The following is an 18,942-nucleotide window of genomic DNA, read 5'->3' as shown; positions in this document are numbered from 1 at the left end:
CCATGCACACATCTACACGCTCCCTCCGGCTTTTCTCCTGCGCCATCGCGCTGGCCTGCGGCTCCATGGCAGTGCAGGCCCAGACGGCCCGGCAGGGCAACTCGTTCATTCCCAGCACCCAGCAGGGGTACATCGGCTTGAGCGGCGGGCAATCCAAGTACGACCTGCGCAGCGGCACCGGCAACTTCAATTTCGATGACAACGACACCGCCTGGAAACTCTCCACGGGGGGTTATTTCAACCCCAATTTCGGCGTCGAATTCAGCTACCTCAACTTCGGCAATGCCAGCCGCATCGGGGGAGAAACCAAGGCCCAGGGCCTGAACCTCAGTTTGGTGGGGCGCGCTCCGCTGGGCGAGCAGTTCGACGTCTTCGGCAAGGTCGGTACGACCTATGGCCGCACGCGGACGTCGGGCAACCCCGGCTTCGGGGTGGCCACCGGCAAGGACAACGGTTTCGGCCTGTCCTACGGCGGCGGCGTGCGGTGGGCGTTCAATCCGCAGTGGGCCGCGGTGCTGGAGTGGGAGCGCCATCGCCTGCACTTCGCCGACGGCAAGTCGGATGCGGACATGACCACGGTGGGCCTGCAATACCGCTACTGAGCCCGGGCACGGCGCGCTCCCGACAGGCCGCGCCTCGAAAGCACAAAGGCCCCTCGAGAGGGGCCTTTGTCTTGGCGTTCGGTCAGCGGGCTTTCGAAAAGACCGCCCCGCCGGTCATTCGCCCAGGTAGGCGGCCCGCACACGCGGGTCGTTCAGCAGTTGCGATCCCGGCCCCGTCATGGTGATGAGGCCGGACTCCATCACATAGCCACGGTCTGCGAGCGCCAGGGCCCGGCTGGCGTTCTGCTCCACCAGGACGACGGTCACGCCCAGCGCATAGACATCGCGCACGACCTCGAAGATCTTGTCCACCATGATGGGCGACAGACCCATGGACGGCTCGTCCAGCAGCAGCACCTTGGGCTGGCTCATGAGCGCGCGGCCCATCGCGAGCATCTGCTGCTCCCCGCCGGACATGGTGCCCGCGAGCTGGTCCTTGCGTTCGCGCAGGCGCGGGAAAATGTTGAACATCTTCTCGACGTCGGCATCGATTCCCGCCTTGTCGTTGCGCGTATAGGCGCCCATCAGCAGGTTCTCGGTGATGGTCATGCGCGCGAACACGCCCCGGCCTTCGGGCACCATCACCAGCCCCTTCTTCACGAGGTCCCAGGCGCCCTTGCCCCGGATGCTCTCGCCCAGGTATTCGATGTCGCCGTCGTTCATCGCCAGCGTGCCGGTGATGGCCTTCATCGTCGTGGTCTTGCCGGCGCCGTTGGAGCCGATGAGCGAGACCAGCTCGCCCTCTCGCACTTCGAAGTCCACGCCCTTCACGGCCTGGATGCCGCCGTAGGCCACTTTCAGGCCCTTGACGGACAGCAGTACGTTGTTGGATTTCTCGGCCATGCTCAGTGTCCTCCGGTGCCCAGGTAGGCCTCAATCACTTTTTCATTTCTCTGCACATCGGCAGGCGTGCCTTCGGCGATCTGCTTGCCGTAGTCGAGCACGGTCACGCGGTCGCACAGGCCCATCACCAGCTTCACATCGTGCTCGATGAGCAGGATGGTGCGGTTGTCCTTGCGGATGCGGTCGATCAGTTCGCGCAGCTGCACTTTCTCGGTCGCGTTCATGCCGGCGGCCGGCTCGTCGAGCGCGATCAGCTGCGGATCGGTGGCCAGGGCACGGGCGATCTCCAGGCGGCGCTGGTCGCCGTAGGACAGCGTGCGCGCCTTGAAATCGGCATATTTGCCGATGCCGACGTAGTCCAGCAGTTCCTGGGCCCGCTTGGCGATCGCAGCCTCTTCCTCCTTGAAGCCCTTGGTGCGGAACACCGCGCCGACCAGGCCGGACTTGGTGCGGATGTGGCGCCCCACCATCACGTTCTCGATCGCCGTCATTTCGGCGAAGAGGCGGATGTTCTGGAAAGTGCGGGCGATCCCGGCCTTGGCGACCTCGTGCACCGCCGTGGGTTCATAAGGCCGGCCGGCCAGCTCGAAGGTCCCGCTGTCGGGGGTATAGAGCCCCGTGATGACGTTGAAGAAAGTGGTCTTGCCGGCGCCATTGGGCCCGATCAGGCCGTACACCTGGCCGCGGCCGATGGTGATGCCGACATCGGAGAGGGCTTGCAGCCCCCCGAAACGCTTGGAAATTCCGGCGACCTTCAGCACCACTTCGTTGGTTGTTTCTGCCATGTTCATTGCTCTCGAAGGGTGTTCTCAGGACTTCTGCACCAAGCTCTTGCCGTGTTCAGGCGAAGGCCAGAGGCCCCGCGGGCGCAGCAGCATGATGATGATCATGGCCAGCGCGATCAGCAGCTGGCGCAGGATGGCGGAGTCCAGGCGGCCATCCGTCATGGCCTGCAGCGGACCCGCCACGTAGCGCAGCACTTCCGGCAGGGCGGACAGCAGCACGGCACCCAGGATCACGCCAGGGATGTGGCCGATGCCGCCCAGCACCACCATCGCGACGATCATCACCGACTCCATCAGGCTGAACGATTCGGGCGACACGAAGCCCTGGAATGCGCCGAACATGGCACCGGACACGCCGCCGAAGGAAGCGCCCATGCCGAAGGCCAGCAGCTTCAGGTTGCGGGTGTTGATGCCCATGGCCTTGGCGGCGATTTCGTCTTCGCGGATGGCCATCCAGGCGCGGCCGATGCGAGAGTCCTGCAGGCGGTAGCAGATGATGACGCTCAGGATGACCAGCACCAGGAACAGGTAGTAGTAGAGCGTGACGGAGTTGATGTCGTAGCCGAACACCTCCAGGCGCCGGCCGAGGTCGAGGCCGAACACCTTGACCGAGTCGATCTGGCCGATGCCCTTGGGGCCGTTGGTCAGGTTGACGGGGTGGTCGAGGTTGTTCAGGAAGATGCGGATGATCTCGCCGAAGCCCAGCGTCACGATGGCGAGGTAGTCACCGCGCAGCTTCAGGGTGGGAGCCCCCAGCAACGCGCCGAAGATCGCGGCGACCAGCGCGGCCAGCGGTATCACGAGCCACAGCGAGGTATGCAGGCCGTTGGGGAACATGGCCGCGAAGCTCGCGAAGGTGTCGGACAGGTGGGGCGATGCCATGAGGCCGAACAGATAGGCGCCCACGGCGTAGAAGGCCACGTACCCCAGGTCCAGCAGGCCGGCATAGCCGACCACGATGTTCAGCCCGAGGGCCAGCATCACATAGAGCAGTGCGAGGTCGGCGATGCGCACCCAGGCGTTGCCGAAGAATTGCAGGATCAGCGGCAGCACCAGCAGCGCGATGGCGCCGACGATCCATTGGGCTTTGTTGTTCTTCATGATGTGCTCTCCTCAGGCACGGTCCGCCACACGCTCGCCCAGCAGGCCCGAGGGGCGCAGCGTCAGGACAATGATGAGCACGATGAAAGCGAAGATGTCGGTGTAGTGGCTGCCCAGCAGGCCCCCCGTGAGGGTGCCGATGTAGCCGGAGCCGATGGCTTCGATGAGGCCAAGCAGGATGCCGCCCACCACCGCGCCGGCCAGGTTGCCGATGCCGCCGAAGACGGCCGCCGTGAAAGCCTTGAGCCCCGGCAGGAAGCCCATGGTGTGCTGGGCGGTGCCGTAGTTGGACGCATACATGATGCCGGCGATGGCGGCCAGTACCGCGCCGATGATGAACGTGGCGGAAATCACCATGTCGGGCTTCACGCCCATCAGCGCGGCGACGCGCGGGTTTTCCGCGGTGGCGCGCATGGCGCGGCCCAGTTTCGTGTAGTTGACCAGGTAGACCAGCGAGGCCAGCGCGATGGCCGTGACGGCCAGGATCAGCACTTGCGTGGACGTGATCACCGCGCCGCCGAGTTGGAAGGGCGTGGTGGGCAGCAGCGTGGGATACGGCTTGTAGTTGGGCTTCCAGATGATCATCGCCAGCGTCTGCAGCAGGATGGACATGCCGATGGCGGTGATCAGGGGCGCCAGGCGAGGGCTGCTGCGCAGCGGCCGGTAGGCCACTTTCTCGATGACGAAGTTGAGCGCGGCGGCGACCACGCAGGCAATGACGGTGGCCAGCAAAAGGATCAACCAGCCCGGCGCCCCGGGCATGGCCTCTTGCATCAGGCCGATGCAGCTCCAACTGGTGAGAGCGCCGATCATCAGCACTTCCCCGTGGGCGAAATTGATCAGTTGAATGATGCCGTACACCATCGTATAGCCCAGGGCTATCAAGGCGTACATGCTGCCGAGGACCAGACCGTTGATGATCTGCTGCAGCAAAATGTCCATAAAAAAAGTCCTTCGTTTGTGACGTCCCACCCGTACCGGGCCGGGAATCGGTTCAGCCTTATGGGCCCGATTGCCATGTAGCAAAAAACCCGCCAGGACGGGTGCCACGCGGGTTTGGTGCGGGATTGTAGCCAGATGCATTGCGCCCGCCTTACCATGGCCCGACGGGGTTTTCCCGAGGATTTCGTTGCCATCAGCAGCGCATGGGCGCCATTAGGAAGACTGATCCGATGCGGCTGCGGCATGGCCATTGCAGCGGCCGGATGCCCGGGGAATGCCGGTCAGTCGTCAGCGGACAGCGGATCGCTGCCGTCACCGTGCGCCGCAGCGTCCAGCCGCCGAAGGTGGGCGAGCTTTTCGGCGATTTTGGCTTCGAGCCCGCGCGGCACGGGCGCATACCAGCCAGGTTCGGCCATCCCTTCGGGCAGGTAGGTTTCGCCCGCCGCGTAACCCTCTGGCTCGTCATGGGCGTAACGGTAGGCCTTCCCATGACCCAGTTCCTTCATGAGCCGGGTCGGTGCATTGCGCAGATGCACTGGCACTTCCCGGGATTTGTCTTTCTTGATATGGGCCTTGGCCTGGTTGTAGGCCATGTATCCGGCATTGCTCTTGGGTGCGGCGGCCAGGTAGATCACCGCCTGCGCCAGGGCGAGCTCTCCTTCCGGCGATCCCAGCCGCTCGTACGTGGAAGCCGCATCGTTGGCGATCTGCAAGGCGCGGGGGTCGGCCAGCCCGATGTCTTCCCAGGCCATGCGGACGATGCGGCGCGAAAGGTACTTGGCATCTGCACCGCCGTCGAGCATGCGGCAGAGCCAATAGAGTGCCGCATCGGGATGGGAGCCGCGCACGGATTTGTGCAGCGCAGAGATCTGGTCGTAGAAATGGTCGCCCCCCTTGTCGAACCGCCGTGCATTGAGCGTGAGCGCGCTTTGCAGGAATGCGGCGTCGACCTTCGCCACCCCGGCCGCCTGCGCTGCCGTGTCGGTCTGCTCCACCAGGTTGAGCAGCCGGCGCGCATCGCCGTCGGCATAGCCCACCAGGGTGCTCACGGCCGCGGCATCCAGCTCCAGGTGCGTGAGCACCTTGGTTTGCGCGCGCTCCACGAGCTGCCGCAGTTCGTCCTCGTCCAGCGCTTGCAGCACGTAGACCTGCGCACGGGAAAGCAACGCGGAATTGACCTCGAAGGACGGATTCTCCGTCGTGGCCCCGACAAAGGTCACGAGCCCGGACTCCACGAAGGGCAACAACCCATCCTGCTGGCTCTTGTTGAAACGGTGGATCTCGTCCACGAACAGAATGGTCTTTTTTCCGAGCGCCAGGTTGTGCTCGGCCTGTTCCATCGAAGCGCGGATTTCCTTCACGCCCGAGAAAACCGCCGACAGAGCGATGAACTCGTAGCCGAAAGCACGTGCGGTGAGCCGCGCCAGCGTGGTCTTGCCCACCCCCGGCGGCCCCCAGAGAATCATCGAATGCGGCTTGCCGGACTCGAAGGCGAGCCGCAGTGGCTTTCCGGGTCCGATGAGGTGCGACTGCCCGATCACCTCATCCAGGCTGGCCGGACGCAAGGCTTCGGCCAGAGGAGCAGCGGGGGATGCGGAGAACAGATCGGCCATGGGCAGCAGTGTGAGAAGGTGGGAGTGGAGGTGTACAGCAGTGAAACCCGGGCCGCGGACCCGGCCCGGCCAGACCACCGTGCAGGGAACAAGGCAGCTAGCTGTCCATTATTCCTGCCGCCGTTATCCTGCACCAAACCGGGGCATCCTCCACGCCCGGCCCTGCACGAAGCTTCCAGACTTTTCCGTTCTCGCCCCTCCGATGTCTGATCTGCCCATCCTGCTCGACCGCATCCGGCATTGCACGCTCTGCGCGCCCTCTCTGCCCCTCGGACCCCGTCCCGTGCTCCAGGCCGCGGCCGGCGCGCGGATCCTCGTGGCGGGGCAGGCACCGGGGCGGAAGGTGCACGCCAGCGGCATTCCTTTCGACGACGCCAGCGGCGAACGGCTGCGCGAATGGATGGGCGTGGACCGGGCCACGTTCTACGACGCCGAGCGCATCGCGATCGTGCCCATGGGCTTCTGCTACCCCGGCACGGGGCGCTCGGGCGATCTGCCACCCCGCCCCGAATGCGCGGTCACCTGGCGGGCCCCGCTGCTGGAGAATCTGCCGGGCATCGAACTCACCATCGTGCTGGGGGCCCATGCCGCAGCCTGGCACCGACCCGGGACGCCGGCACTCTCCCTGACGGATGGCGTACGGCACTGGCGCCGGAACGCCCCGCGGTTCTGGCTGCTGCCGCACCCCAGCCCGCGGAACAACGGGTGGCTGAAGCGCAATCCGTGGTTTGCCGAAGAAGTGCTTCCCGCGTTGCGCCAGCAGGTGGCCTCGACGCTGGCCCGGCGGGTGACCTGAGACAGCGCCGAAGCAGGCGATCCGCGCCGCGGTGCCTTTGCCCGGCAGACCAGCCCCCTTCCCCCCGGCCCCGGGCCTGTCCGCCATGTGTCGCGCCGCTGCGGTCGAGTCGCGCACAATGCGCGGCGGCCAGCGACCGGCCGCAACCCATCCAACAATCCATCGGTCTGCCTGGAGGAACCCGCCCATGTCTTTTGCCGCCCAAGCCGTCGTCGCTTTGATCGCCGTGCTGCACGTCTACATCCTCGTGCTGGAAATGTTCCTCTGGGAGAAGCCCGCCGGCCTGCGGGCCTTCCGGCAGACCCCGGAGCGGGCAGCAGCCACCAAGGTACTGGCCGCAAACCAGGGCCTCTACAACGGATTCCTGGCCGCAGGGCTTTTCTGGGGCCTGTGGCTCGGCGGCCCGCATGGCCGCGCGGTCATGACCTTCTTCCTGCTGTGCGTCCTGGTGGCCGGGCTCTATGGGGCCGCCACCGCAGCCCGCAAGATCCTGTTCATCCAGTCCGTGCCGGCGGTCGTCGGCCTGGCGCTGCTGTGGCTCGCCCGGTAAGGCGGGCACTTCACGGCACAGGCTACTGCCGCACCACGTCCGCGCCCGGTGGCGGCTTGAATTCGAAGGTGGAGGCCGGGAGCGAAGCGCTGGCCTGCAGGTTGTTGAACCGGATCACCGAGCGCTGGCCAAAGCTGTCGAGGATGTCCAGCGCTGCCAGTTGATCCCCCTGGAAGCCCACGCGCACGCTCTTGAGCTGGCCATCCTTGGCGCGGGGCGTGGCCTGCACCCACTGCAGCCCCTCCTGATCGGGGGCGGATTCGAGCGTGAAATCCTTGCGCAGCGCCTGCAGATCGGGCGAGGACGCCAGCAGGGCCGCTGGCGTGGTGCCCAAGGCCTGCGACTGCGCACGCTGCGTGACCTGGTTCAGGTCCGCATCGTAGAGCCACAGCGTCTTGCCGTCCGCCACGATCGTCTGCTCGAACGGCTTCACGTAGGCAAACCTGAAGCGCCCGGGCCGGTGGAATTCGAAGGTGCCGCTGGAGGTCTTGGTGCGTGCGGCCTGCCCCTCCTTGGGTGGCGAAGTCACCGTCTGGGTGAAATCCGCGCGCCCGGCCTGGGCGCCCTTCATGAAGGATTCCAGGCTCTTCATGCCGTCTGCCGCTGCATTCTGGACGCCCGCAGCTATCAAAACAATAGCAAACCAGTGTTTCATCATTCCATCCTTGTCGTCGGGGACCGGCGCACCGCGGTCATTCGCCGCGGTGCGGAACCAGCACTTCGCGCTGGCCGCTGGCCGTGAGCGCACTCACGAGGCCCGCCGTTTCCATGTCTTCCAGCAGGCGGGCGGACCGGTTGTAGCCGATGCGCAGCTTGCGCTGCACATACGAGATGCTGGCCTTGCGGTCCTTGAGCACCACTTCCACCGCCTGGTCGTACATGGGGTCCTTTTCGCCGCCTTCACCCCCCCCTCCCTCGCCGAGCGGCCCATCGTCGCCATCGACCGTCCCGCCTTCGAGCACGCCCTCGATGTAGTCGGGCTCGCCCTGGGACTTCAGATAGCTCACCACGCGGTGGACCTCTTCATCGGAGACGAAAGCACCATGCACGCGGATGGGCAGTCCGGTGCCGCTGGCCATGTAGAGCATGTCGCCCATGCCCAGCAGCGCCTCGGCGCCCATCTGGTCCAGGATGGTGCGGCTGTCGATCTTGGAGCCGACCGAAAAGGCGATCCGGGTCGGGATGTTGGCCTTGATCAGGCCGGTGATCACGTCCACGCTCGGCCGCTGCGTGGCCAGGATGAGGTGGATACCTGCGGCGCGCGCCTTCTGGGCCAGCCGGGCGATCAGCTCTTCGATCTTCTTGCCCACCACCATCATGAGGTCGGCCAGTTCGTCGATGATCACGACGATGTGCGGCAGCCGCTGCAGAGGCTCGGGCTCTTCCGGCGTCAGGCTGAACGGGTTGTAGATGAATTCCTCGCGCGCCTTGGCGTCGTCGATCTTTACGTTGTAGCCCGCGAGATTGCGCACGCCCAGCTTGGACATGAGCTTGTAGCGGCGCTCCATCTCGGCCACGCACCAGTTGAGGCCGTGCGCAGCCTGCTTCATATCGGTGACCACCGGCGCCAGCAGATGCGGGATACCTTCGTAGACCGACATTTCCAGCATCTTGGGGTCGATCATCAGCAGGCGCACGTCGCGCGCCTCGGCCTTGTAGAGCAGCGAGAGGATCATCGCGTTGATCCCCACCGACTTGCCCGAACCCGTGGTTCCCGCCACCAGCACATGGGGCATCTTGGCGAGGTCCGCCACCACCGGATTGCCCACGATGTCCTTGCCCAGGCCCATGGTGAGCATGCTCTTGGCATCGTGGTAGATCTGGGAGCCGAGGATCTCCGACAGCCGGATCGACTGGCGCTTGGCGTTGGGCAACTCCAGCGCCATGTAGTTCTTGCCCGGGATGGTCTCGATCACGCGGATGGAGACGAGCGAGAGCGAGCGCGCCAGGTCCTTGGCGAGATTGACCACCTGCGAGCCCTTCACCCCCGTGGCGGGTTCGATCTCGTAGCGGGTGATCACCGGCCCCGGCATGGCGGCGACGACACGCACTTCCACGCCGAAGTCCTTGAGCTTCTTCTCGATGAGCCGGCTGGTCATCTCGAGCGTCTCGGGAGCCACCGTCTCCTGCCGCGCCTGGGCACCGTCGAGCAGGTCGACCTGCGGCAGGCGGCTGTCGGGCATCTCCGTGAACAGCGGCTTCTGCCGCTCCTTCACCACGCGGGCGCTGGGCGGCGCATCGGCGGCCAGCACCGGCTCGATGATCTGCACGGGCTGCGGGTGGTGCTCCTGGATCTCATGGCGCTCTTCCTGCACCACTTCTTCACGCTCACGGGCCGCACGCTTGCCCGCAGCCAGATCACGCGCCTTCTCGCGCCGGGCGCGGCCGCCCTGCACCAGCGCGTCGATGCGGCCACCCAGCCGTTCGGCCAACTGGCCCCAGGAAAAGCGGAATACGAGTGCAGCCCCGGCCACGACAGCGATGATCGCCACCAGGCCGGAGCCGGTGAACCCCAGCCACTTCACGCCCGCAGGTCCCGTAAGGTAGCCGAGCACGCCGCCCGCATGGCCCGGCAGCAGCGGCTCCAGGCGGTAGAGGCGCGACCATTCCAGTGCGGTGCTGGCGCACAGCAGCAATGCCAGGCCGAACCAGAACATGAGGCGGCGCGCCAGCACGCTCTGCCCCGGCGTGGCGGCCTCGCCGCCGCGCATCCAGCGCGCGAGTGATGCGATCCAGGCGCGCACACCGGCCGCCACGCACCACCAGACGGAAAAGCCGAGTGCGAAATAACTGCTGTCGGCCAGCCAGGCGCCCAGGCGCCCCGCCCAGTTGGCCATCAGCCGCCCTTCGTGGGCACCCGAAGTGGACCAGGCGGCATCCTGCGCCGAGTAGCTTGCCAGGGCCAGCAGCCAGAAGATGAGCGCCAGCAGTCCGAGCACCAGGCCGATTTCATGGCCGAAGCGTGCCGCCATGCTGCGCGGCGCCGATTTGCCCCCGGCAGAAGCATTGAGGGTATTGAGGGAGTACGTCATAGGTCGAAGAGCGCGGCAAGCTTACCCCATGCACCACGCTGCGCATGGTGGACCCGCCCCCGCCCGGTGTCCCCGCAACCCGCCGGTTTCTGGTGGCTTCTTACAATCGGCGCGATTGAAAACCCCGCACCCGCGTGGCGCGGCCCCGGATGGATACTCGCCGGGCTGCCCGCATCTGCGGAGTGCGCCTGCCGCGCCGCGGCACAAACTCTTACCTTTCACCATGTCCACTACGCAACACGCCAAAGTCCTGATCCTGGGTTCCGGCCCCGCCGGTTATACGGCCGCCGTGTACGCCGCGCGCGCTAACCTGAATCCCGTCCTGATCACGGGCATTGCCCAGGGCGGCCAGTTGATGACGACGACCGAGGTGGACAACTGGCCCGCAGACGTGCACGGCGTGCAGGGCCCGGACCTGATGCAGCGCTTCCTGGAACATGCCGAACGCTTCAAGACGCAGGTGGTGTTCGACCACATCAACCAGGTGGACCTGTCCAAGCGCCCCTTCACGCTCACGGGCGACAGCGGCACCTACACCTGCGATGCACTCATCATCGCCACCGGCGCCTCGGCCAAGTACCTGGGCCTGCCCTCCGAGGAGGCCTTCATGGGCCGCGGAGTCTCGGGCTGCGCGACCTGCGACGGCTTCTTCTACCGCGAGCAGGACGTGTGCGTGGTGGGCGGCGGCAACACCGCCGTGGAAGAGGCGCTGTACCTGTCCAACATCGCCCGCAAGGTGACCCTCGTGCACCGGCGTGACAAGTTCAAGGCCGAGCCCATCCTCGTGGACAAGCTCAACGACAAGGTCGCTTCGGGCAAGATCGAACTCAAGGTGTTCCATACGCTCGACGAAGTGCTGGGCAACGACGGCGGCGTGACGGGCATCCGCATCAAGAGCACCCAGGACGGCAGCACCGAAGAGATCGCCCTGCAGGGGTGTTTCATCGCCATCGGCCATTCGCCCAACACCGGCATCTTCGAAGGGCAGCTCGCCACCGAGAACGGCTACATCGTGACGCAGGGCGGGCTCAAGGGCTTCGCCACGCAGACCAGCGTGCCTGGAGTGTTCGCCGCCGGCGACGTGCAGGACCATGTGTACCGCCAGGCCATCACCAGCGCAGGCACGGGCTGCATGGCCGCCCTGGACGCGCAGCGCTTCCTGGAGCAGGAAAGCGTGATCTGATCACGAAGGGGCTGGACGCATTCCCGGGCCGGGCTATAATGCGCGGCTTTGCTGCACCTTGCACCCCGGTTTTTTCCGGAGTGCGCCGCCCCCAAAGGGCTCACCAGGGCAGCAGATACCCCCGGGCTACCGCCACCCTATCTGGCGAGGTGAGGCCGCAGGGCAGGCTCCGCAATCACGCGGAGCGTGCATGTCCAGCGGCTGTAATTGAAAAATCGGAGTGTCCTCATGGCACGCGTCTGCGACGTAACGGGCAAGAAGCCCATGGTCGGGAACAACGTTTCCCACGCCAACAACAAAACCAAGCGCCGGTTCCTCCCGAACCTGCAATACCGCCGTTTCTGGGTCGAGAGCGAAAACCGCTGGGTGCGCCTGCGTGTTTCCAGCGCTGCCCTGCGTCTGATCGACAAGAACGGTATCGATTCCGTGCTCGCCGACCTGCGTGCACGCGGCCAAGCTTAAGGAGTAGCACCATGGCAACCAAAGGCGGACGCGACAAGATCAAGCTGGAATCCACCGCAGGAACCGGCCACTTCTACACCACGACCAAGAACAAGAAGACGATGCCTGAAAAGATGTTGATCATCAAGTTCGACCCCAAGGCTCGCAAGCACGTCGAGTACAAGGAAATGAAGCTGAAGTAAGGCCTGCGCCCCTTCCGCGAATTCCCCGAAGAAGCCGCCCCACCGAGGGCGGCTTTTTCATGCCCGCACGGCAGACGCTTCAGGTGCGCCGGCGCGGCAATTCCACGGCAGAAGCCAAAGAATCGGGCACGGCTGCCGGCACTCGCCCACCCGGGGTGACGGCATGCGCCCCAGGCCATAGGCCAATGCGCGGGTCTTCTTCCGGTGCAAAGGGCGCGTGGGCCGCCTGGACCTCAGGCCGCGGCGCGCAGGCACCCGGGCGCCGCACGCGCGCCATCGCGCTGGCGCGCGAGAAGCTCGCCGAGCATGCGGTAGCCCTCCTCCACGGCCGGCGTGAACGGCATGCCGCAGCTCAGCCGCAGGAAATGCTCGTAGCGCCCGGTGTTCGAGAACATGGGGCCGGGAGCGACACGGATTCCCTGCGCCAGCGCCTCGTCGTACAGGCGCGTGGACGACAGGCCCGCCGGCAGTTCGAGCCAGAGGCTGATGCCCCCGGGCGGCAGGCTCAGCCGCGTTCCCATGGGGAAATGCCTCGCCACCGCACGGGCCGATTGCTCGCGCTGCTCCTTCAGATGGCCGCGCATGCGGCGCAGGTGGCGCTCGTAGGCGGGAGAGCCGACGGTCCGGGCCGCCAGCAGTTGCGACCAGGTCTGCATGTTGCGCGTGCGGGCGAACTTGAGCATCTGCACGCGCGCATGCCAGCGGCCCGCGCTCATCCAGCCCTGGCGCAACCCGGGCGCGAAGCTCTTGCTGAGCGAGGCGCAGTAGATCACCTGCCCCGCGTCGCCGGGCCGATCCCAGGCCTTGGCGGGCCGCAGCGGCTGGGGCGACTCGACAAACTCCCGGTAGATGTCGTCCTCGATGAGGGCCAGGCCGTATTCCACGCAGAGGGCGACGAGCCGTTCCTTGTGTGCGTCGGGCATCACGCTGCCCTGGGGCATCTGCAGGTGGGGCACCACCACCACGGCCTTGAGCCGGGGCTCGTTGCGGGCGGCCAGTTCCAGTGCCTCGAGCGACAGGCCCGTGTGCGGGCTGCAGGGTATCTCCAGAGCGCGCAGGCCGCGCACTTCGATGGCCTGCAGTATGCCGAAGAAGGTGGGGGACTCCACGGCGATCACGTCGCCCGGTTCCGCCACCGCATCGAGGGCCAGGTTCACCGCCTCGGAATTGCCGTGCGTGGCACCGATGTCGTCCGGAGCCAGGCTGAGGCCGAAGCTCAGCGCATGGTGCGCCATGGCCCGCTGGAACTCGGGATGGGTGGAAGGCGCCGAAGGTCCGTACACCAGGATGTCGGGCTGCTCTCGCAGCAGCCGGATGGCGAGCCGGTTGAGCGCGTCGGCATCGAACAACGCAGGCGCCGGCATGGCACTGCCGAGATCCAGCACCAGGGGCCCGGCGCGGCGGGCCTTTTCCAGAAAGAGCGAGATGCGTTCGTTGATACCGGCGAACAGTTGGGGATCGGGCGAGAGCGGTTCGTGCAGTTCCGGCTCGCGTGCGGCCGGCAGCGAGGCGATGCGGCCCGGCACCGCGGCAAAGTACCCCACCCGTTCGCGGGCCTGTGCGAATCCCTGGGCTTCCAGGTGCCGCAATACCTGCAGCGCGGTGGTGAGGCTCACGCCGTGCCGCTGGCACAGCTCGCGCACGGAAGGCAGGCGCATGCCCGGCTGCAGGCTGCCCGCGGCGATGGCCTGCTCGTACAGGCCCGCCAGTTGGCGATAACGCGGCTGGCCCCCGGGGGGCGCGCCGGGCACGGCAGAGGGTTCGGCAACGGAATCGGACATGGCGGAACACCGGGATGCGGCGAAAACGAAGAAGGGCAGCGGCAACGCTCCGAGCGAGCGCGAACCATCATGCCCGAGGCAAAAACGCCCGGACAGATACAGGCAGCGCCGTGCTGGACCATAACAGAGGCATGGAAATCTGCACTGTTCCACTCACAGCACGGGGCCCCTGTGTCTGCCCTGTCATCAGGGTTCTCCCTAACCTTGGAGGCCTGTTCTGCTCCACTTGCCTGAGGAAACACCATGCCCTCCAACACCCACCTGCACGATGCCCGGACCGGGCACCCTGGCACGCCCACGGCGTCGCACCTGTCGCTGCGCCCTGGAGAGAAGGTTCTGTTCTGCCTGCCGCCCGGGGGCTCGCTGACGGTCGAGCGCGGCCGCCTCGCACTGCGCGGCGGCCCGACGGTGTGGGGCCAGGTGATGGTGTCCCAGGCCGAACTGGGTTCGCTGGGCGCAGGACAGTGCCGCGTCGGCCTCGAAGGCGCTCCGGCCGAATGGATCGAGCTGTGCAACCCTGGCACCGAAACGGCACATGCCGTGCTGCTGGAGCCCGTGCCGGTGCTGTCGCAGTTGGGCGTGCGCGTGGCCGAATTCCTGCACACCCTGGCGGACGCGGGACGGATCCTCTCGGGTGCAGCGCGTGTGCTGCTCCAGATGGCACGCCTGCGTGCGGCGGCCCGGCACTCGGTGCACGGCCCGGAGACCACGACGGCCCCCTGAGCAGCACCGGGCGGCGGCCGTCCCCGGTCGCGGCCGTGCGCGCGCCACGAGAGCGCGCGCAGCCCATCACGGATTTCAGGCCTGCGCGGCCCGCAGCCTGAGCGAGAACTCGCGCAGCGCCGCCACGCCGCTCTCCTCGGCCCGGCGGCACCAGGCCTGCAGGTCGGCGGTGAGCTGCTCGCGCGATTGGGAAGTGTTCATCCAGAGCTGGCGCAGTTCCTCGCGCATGGTGACCATCTTGTCGAGCACCGGATGGGCCTCGCGCGCGCGGGCCAGCTGCGCCTGGGCACGTGCGGGCACTTTCTCGGCATCGCGGTGCAGCCAGCGGCGGGCGGTGCGCAGCACGGACACATCGGCATTGCGGGCCTTGAGCGCGGCGATCTCGTCGCGGCAGGCGCGCCGCACGCCCCGCGCGTAGCCGGCCATGACCTCGTAGCGGTTGGCGATGAGCGCCTCCAGCGTGGCTTCGTCCGCCACCGGCCTGACGGCACCCAGGCGCAGCTTGGGCGGCATTTTCTTGACCGTGGCCCAGCCCAGCCGGCGCATCGCGCTGATGTAGAGCCAGCCCACGTCGAATTCATAGGGCTTGACGGAGAACTTGGCCGAGGTCGGGTAGGTGTGGTGGTTGTTGTGCAGTTCCTCGCCCCCGATCACCAGGCCCCAGGGCACGAGGTTGGTGCTGGCGTCCTGCGCCTCGAAGTTGCGGTAGCCCCAGAAGTGGCCGATGCCGTTGACCACGCCGGCCGCCCAGAACGGGATCCAGAGCATCTGCACGGCCCACACGGTGGCGCCCAGCGCACCGAAGAGCAGCACATTGAGGATGAGCATCAGCCCCACGCCCTGCCAGGCGAAGCGGCTGTAGACGTTGCGCTCGACCCAGTCGTCCGGCGTGCCGTGGCCGAACTTGGCGACCGTCTCGGCGTTGCCGGCCTCGCTGCGGTACAGCTCGGCGCCGCGCCACATCACGGTGTCCAGGCCGCGGGTCTGCGGGCTGTGCGGATCGTCGGGAGTTTCGCACTTCGCGTGGTGCTTGCGGTGCACCGCCACCCATTCCCTGGTGACCATGCCGGTGCCGATCCAGAGCCAGAAACGGAAGAAATGCGAGGGCACGGCGCCCAGGTCCACCGAGCGGTGGGCCTGCGAGCGGTGCAGGAAGATGGTCACGGCCGCGATGGTGATGTGCGTGGTCGCGAGCGTGTAGAGGACGATCTGCCACCAGGACAGGTCCAGCAGGCCGTTGGCCAGCCAGTCGAGGGCGGCATCGAGAACGGGCCAGTCGGGAAAGTACATGGGGAAGCCTTTGGCAGAAAGCGGAGGGAAACGAGGGGCCGCCCGCACCCCGGGCCGCTCCACGGATTCTAGGAGGCGCAACGCGCCGGAAGGGCCCCATAACCGCGCCCCGCGCGGTGTCTTGGCGGTGCGCGGCGCGGCGGGCCTGCGGAATCAGTCCTTGCGGGTCCAGACGGCCGCGAAGAAGCCGTCCGTACGGTGCAGATGGGGCCAGAGGCGCAGATAGCCAGTGCCGCTGGCGCCGCCGCTGCACAGATGCTGGGGGTTCTCCACCTTGAGCTGGGCCAGCAGGCCGCCCACGTCCTCGGCGATGAAGTCCGGGTGTGCGGCGCTGAAGGCCTCGGCGATGCCCTCGTTTTCCTCGGGCAGGATGCTGCAGGTGGCATACACCAGCCGGCCGCCCGGCTTGAGCAGGCGCGCCGCGCTCTCCAGGATGGCGGTCTGCTTGGCGACCAGCTCTTGCACGCCCTGGGGCGACTGGCGCCATTTCAGGTCGGGGTTGCGGCGCAGGGTGCCCAGGCCCGAGCACGGCGCATCGACCAGCACGCGGTCGATCTTGCCGGCCAGGCGCTTGATGCGCTCGTCGCGCTCGTGCGCGATGGCGGCGGGGTGCACGTTGGAGAGGCCGCTGCGCGCCAGGCGCGGCTTGAGCGCATCGAGGCGGTGGGCCGACACGTCGAACGCGTAGAGCCGCCCGGTGCTGCGCATGGCGGCCCCGATGGCCAGCGTCTTGCCGCCCGCGCCCGCGCAGAAATCCACCACCATCTCGCCGCGCCGGGCCTGCAGCAGCAGCGCGAGGAGCTGGGAGCCTTCGTCCTGCACCTCGATGGCGCCGCGCACGAAGGCGTCCAGCTTGGTGAGCGCCGGCTTCCCTTCCACGCGCAGGCCCCAGGGCGAGTACGGCGTGGGAACCGCAGGGATGCCGGCCTTGGCCAGTTCCTTCTGCACGTCGGCGCGCTTGGCGTTCAGGTCGTTCACGCGCAGGTCGAGCGGCGCGGCCTGCGACAGGCTGTCGGCCAGGGCCCAGAAGCCCTGCCCCACCTGCTGCTTGAGCGGCTGCACGAGCCATTCGGGCAGGTTGTGGCGGTGCGGCTCCAGGAGGTCGGCCGGGGCGACCGAATCGCACTGGTCGAGCCAGCTCTTCTCGGTGTCGTTGAGTGCGCTCTTGAGGAAATCGCGCGGGCCGTGGAAGCCGAGGATGGCGAGACGCCGCTCCCGGGGGCCGGAGCCCGAGCGTGCGAGCTGCTCGAAGAGCAGCTTCTTGCGCAGCACGGTGTAGGCCGTCTCGGCCAGCGTGGCCCGCTCGCGCGGGCCGAAGGAGCGGTGGTCGCGGAAAAAGCGCGAGACCACGCCATCGGCGGGATGTTCGAAGTTGAGTGTGAGCCTGACGAGTTCGGCGCAGGCGTCCAGAAGGGCTTTCGGGTGCATGGGCGGATTGTCCCATCCCCGCCGCCGCACCGGCCCGCCCGCACAATGCGCGCATGCACTCTCCCCAGCACCCCGATGGCGATCTGCCGCCCGTGCCCGAAACGCCGGCGGGCCTGTACCGGCACTACAAAGGCATGCTCTACGAGGTGGTCGGCACCGCGCGGCACAGCGAAACGCTGGAGCCGATGACCGTGTACCGGGCGCTCTACGGCGAGCACGGGCTGTGGGTGCGCCCCGCGGCCATGTTCGCCGAAACGGTGGCGATCGACGGGCGAGAGCGCCCGCGCTTCGAATTCATCGGCACCGACAGGGCTTGAGAAGAAAAGCGGCCCATGCCGTGATATCCATTCGATTTTCAGCTATCAATTAGATAGCAAACAAGGCACTACACCCAACGCCGGGGGCCGCCGCTCATGCGCCCCGGGCGCCTTCGTCCGGCGTGCGCGGCAGCACCAGCGTGGCCCGCAGGCCGCCGCCGGGCGCGTTGTCCAGCGCCAGGGTTCCGCCGTGCCGCTGGGCGATGTCGTTCGCGATGGACAGGCCCAGCCCCACGCCGCCGGAATGGCGGTTGCGCGATGCCTCCACGCGGTAGAAGGGTTCGACCACGCGGCCGAGTTCCGCCGCGGGCAGGCCGGGCCCGTGGTCGCGCACGTGGATGCGCACCGCGTCGGGCCCGTCCTCCAGCGTGATCTCCGCGCCGCCGCCGTAGCGCACGGCGTTGCCCACGAGGTTGTCCAGGCAGCGGCGCAGCGCGCCGGCTCGGGCCGGCAACGGGCGGCAGTCGCCGGTGCTCGCCACGTCGTGGCCGCAGGCCTGCTCGTCGTCCACCAGGCTGTCGATCAGGGCGCGCAGGTCCAGCGGCGCGAGCGGCTCGGCCCCGGCCACGCCGCGCAGGTGGTCCAGCGTGGCGGTGATCATGGCGTCCATCTCGGCGATGTCGCGCGCGAAGGCGGTGCGGTCGGCCTCGGCCTCCAGGCATTCCGCGCGCAGCCGCAGGCGCGTGAGCGGCGTGCGCAGATCGTGGGAGACGGCCGCCACGAAGCGGTCGCGCTCGGAGAGCTGGCGCCGGATGCGCGCCTGCATCTGGTTGAAGACGCGGCTGGCTTCGCGGCATTCCGCCGTGCCGTCCTCGGGCAGCGGCGGGCGCTGGATGTCCGCGCCGAGCTGGCGCGCGGCGGTGGCCAGGCGGCCCAGCGGCTGGGCCAGCCAGCGCGCGCCCCACCAGGCGGCCAGCATCAGCGCGGCCAGGCGCACGCCGATGTCCAGCAGCAGGCCCGGGTGCCACCAGCCGCCCCCGTGCGGCGGGCGTGGCGGCGGCGGGTTCCAGATGGCCGCGCTCTCAGGCCCCTGGAATGCCGGAGGGCCCATGCCCATGCCCGCGCCGGGGCCCGCTGCCATGGCCGGCCCCGGGCCGGGCGGCGGGCCCGGGCGCAGCTCGAACATCAGCGTGAGCGCCAGCACGTGGCTCGACAGCACCGCCACGAACAGCAGCAGCGCAAGGCGGCCGAAGAGGGAGTCGGGCAGGCAGCGCGCGAGGATGGCGCGCCAGCGCGGGCCCGCGGGCGGCGCAGGGGCCGCGCCCTCGGGGCCGCCCTCCGGCGGCAGCGGTACGGGCACGGCGCGCATGCC

At 67.7% G+C, this 18,942-nt stretch carries 19 protein-coding genes; 8 read left to right on the top strand and 11 right to left on the bottom strand.

What is annotated here, in order from left to right; translation table 11 throughout:
- Positions 1-2: 2 nt before the first annotated feature.
- The gene (locus BM144_RS16935) at positions 3-602 is read left to right on the top strand and encodes an outer membrane beta-barrel protein (RefSeq protein ID WP_092954804.1); all 600 of its coding nucleotides are present in this window, start codon (positions 3-5) and stop codon (positions 600-602) included.
- A 114-nt stretch (positions 603-716) separates the two neighbouring features.
- Here the strand turns inward: BM144_RS16935 and BM144_RS16930 are convergent, their stop codons facing one another.
- The 5 genes from BM144_RS16930 to BM144_RS16910 all read right to left on the bottom strand — a co-directional run bounded on the left by BM144_RS16930 (position 717) and on the right by BM144_RS16910 (position 5,886).
- Positions 717-1,445, bottom strand: coding sequence for an ABC transporter ATP-binding protein (locus BM144_RS16930; protein WP_092954801.1), 729 nt, complete (start codon positions 1,443-1,445; stop codon positions 717-719).
- 2 nt (positions 1,446-1,447) lie between these two features.
- Positions 1,448-2,230 carry an ABC transporter ATP-binding protein gene (locus tag BM144_RS16925; protein ID WP_092955048.1) on the bottom strand — a complete coding sequence of 261 codons (783 nt, stop codon included), beginning with the start codon at positions 2,228-2,230 and terminating at the stop codon, positions 1,448-1,450.
- A 24-nt stretch (positions 2,231-2,254) separates the two neighbouring features.
- Entirely contained in the window at positions 2,255-3,331 is a 1,077-nt protein-coding gene (locus BM144_RS16920; protein WP_092954798.1) for an ABC transporter permease subunit, read from the bottom strand.
- 12 nt (positions 3,332-3,343) lie between these two features.
- The gene (locus BM144_RS16915) at positions 3,344-4,273 is read right to left on the bottom strand and encodes a branched-chain amino acid ABC transporter permease (protein ID WP_092954795.1); all 930 of its coding nucleotides are present in this window, start codon (positions 4,271-4,273) and stop codon (positions 3,344-3,346) included.
- Between the two features lie 281 nt (positions 4,274-4,554).
- Positions 4,555-5,886 (bottom strand): replication-associated recombination protein A, encoded by a 1,332-nt coding sequence (locus BM144_RS16910; RefSeq protein WP_092954792.1) that lies wholly within the window; start codon positions 5,884-5,886, stop codon positions 4,555-4,557.
- 202 nt (positions 5,887-6,088) lie between these two features.
- Here BM144_RS16910 and BM144_RS16905 point away from each other — a divergent pair, with 202 nt between their 5' ends.
- Together BM144_RS16905 and BM144_RS16900 are read left to right on the top strand one after the other, a co-directional pair.
- Positions 6,089-6,682, top strand: coding sequence for a uracil-DNA glycosylase family protein (locus BM144_RS16905; protein ID WP_092954789.1), 594 nt, complete (start codon positions 6,089-6,091; stop codon positions 6,680-6,682).
- A 187-nt stretch (positions 6,683-6,869) separates the two neighbouring features.
- Complete coding sequence (locus BM144_RS16900; RefSeq protein WP_092954784.1) at positions 6,870-7,232, top strand: DUF1304 domain-containing protein; 363 nt, start codon at positions 6,870-6,872, stop codon at positions 7,230-7,232.
- A 22-nt stretch (positions 7,233-7,254) separates the two neighbouring features.
- Here BM144_RS16900 and lolA read toward each other — a convergent pair whose 3' ends face one another.
- Both lolA and BM144_RS16890 read right to left on the bottom strand, forming a co-directional pair.
- Complete coding sequence (lolA, locus tag BM144_RS16895) at positions 7,255-7,887, bottom strand: outer membrane lipoprotein periplasmic chaperone LolA (RefSeq protein ID WP_434802679.1); 633 nt, start codon at positions 7,885-7,887, stop codon at positions 7,255-7,257.
- Positions 7,888-7,924: 37 nt separating this feature from the next.
- A complete protein-coding gene (locus tag BM144_RS16890; RefSeq protein WP_092954781.1) occupies positions 7,925-10,264 on the bottom strand; it encodes a DNA translocase FtsK in 2,340 nt (779 codons plus the stop codon).
- Positions 10,265-10,487: 223 nt separating this feature from the next.
- Between BM144_RS16890 and trxB the strand changes: the two genes are divergently transcribed.
- The 3 genes from trxB to rpmG all read left to right on the top strand — a co-directional run bounded on the left by trxB (position 10,488) and on the right by rpmG (position 12,091).
- Entirely contained in the window at positions 10,488-11,447 is a 960-nt protein-coding gene (gene trxB / locus BM144_RS16885; RefSeq protein ID WP_092954778.1) for a thioredoxin-disulfide reductase, read from the top strand.
- A gap of 228 nt (positions 11,448-11,675) precedes the next feature.
- Positions 11,676-11,909 carry a 50S ribosomal protein L28 gene (gene rpmB, locus BM144_RS16880; RefSeq protein ID WP_005797187.1) on the top strand — a complete coding sequence of 78 codons (234 nt, stop codon included), beginning with the start codon at positions 11,676-11,678 and terminating at the stop codon, positions 11,907-11,909.
- Positions 11,910-11,920: 11 nt separating this feature from the next.
- The gene (rpmG, locus tag BM144_RS16875) at positions 11,921-12,091 is read left to right on the top strand and encodes a 50S ribosomal protein L33 (RefSeq protein WP_092954775.1); all 171 of its coding nucleotides are present in this window, start codon (positions 11,921-11,923) and stop codon (positions 12,089-12,091) included.
- 233 nt (positions 12,092-12,324) lie between these two features.
- Here the strand turns inward: rpmG and BM144_RS16870 are convergent, their stop codons facing one another.
- Positions 12,325-13,872 carry an aminotransferase-like domain-containing protein gene (locus BM144_RS16870; RefSeq protein WP_092954772.1) on the bottom strand — a complete coding sequence of 516 codons (1,548 nt, stop codon included), beginning with the start codon at positions 13,870-13,872 and terminating at the stop codon, positions 12,325-12,327.
- 243 nt (positions 13,873-14,115) lie between these two features.
- Between BM144_RS16870 and BM144_RS16865 the strand changes: the two genes are divergently transcribed.
- The gene (locus BM144_RS16865) at positions 14,116-14,595 is read left to right on the top strand and encodes a hypothetical protein (protein ID WP_092954768.1); all 480 of its coding nucleotides are present in this window, start codon (positions 14,116-14,118) and stop codon (positions 14,593-14,595) included.
- A 75-nt stretch (positions 14,596-14,670) separates the two neighbouring features.
- Here the strand turns inward: BM144_RS16865 and BM144_RS16860 are convergent, their stop codons facing one another.
- Positions 14,671-15,885, bottom strand: coding sequence for a DesA family fatty acid desaturase (locus tag BM144_RS16860; protein WP_092954765.1), 1,215 nt, complete (start codon positions 15,883-15,885; stop codon positions 14,671-14,673).
- A gap of 153 nt (positions 15,886-16,038) precedes the next feature.
- Positions 16,039-17,313 carry an RsmB/NOP family class I SAM-dependent RNA methyltransferase gene (locus BM144_RS16855; RefSeq protein ID WP_092954762.1) on the bottom strand — a complete coding sequence of 425 codons (1,275 nt, stop codon included), beginning with the start codon at positions 17,311-17,313 and terminating at the stop codon, positions 16,039-16,041.
- Between the two features lie 53 nt (positions 17,314-17,366).
- Here BM144_RS16855 and BM144_RS16850 point away from each other — a divergent pair, with 53 nt between their 5' ends.
- The gene (locus BM144_RS16850; protein ID WP_092954759.1) at positions 17,367-17,630 is read left to right on the top strand and encodes a DUF1653 domain-containing protein; all 264 of its coding nucleotides are present in this window, start codon (positions 17,367-17,369) and stop codon (positions 17,628-17,630) included.
- A 94-nt stretch (positions 17,631-17,724) separates the two neighbouring features.
- Here the strand turns inward: BM144_RS16850 and BM144_RS16845 are convergent, their stop codons facing one another.
- On the bottom strand, positions 17,725-18,939 hold the full coding sequence (locus tag BM144_RS16845; RefSeq protein WP_092954756.1) for an ATP-binding protein: 1,215 nt from the start codon (positions 18,937-18,939) through the stop codon (positions 17,725-17,727).
- Between the last annotated feature and the right edge of the window lie 3 nt (positions 18,940-18,942).

Origin of the sequence: Paracidovorax konjaci (genome assembly GCF_900112675.1) — a bacterium.
Classification (GTDB): Bacteria; Pseudomonadota; Gammaproteobacteria; order Burkholderiales; family Burkholderiaceae_C; genus Paracidovorax; species Paracidovorax konjaci.
Note: the sequence above shows the minus strand (reverse complement) of the source record. Positions and strands in the feature narration are given on the sequence as shown.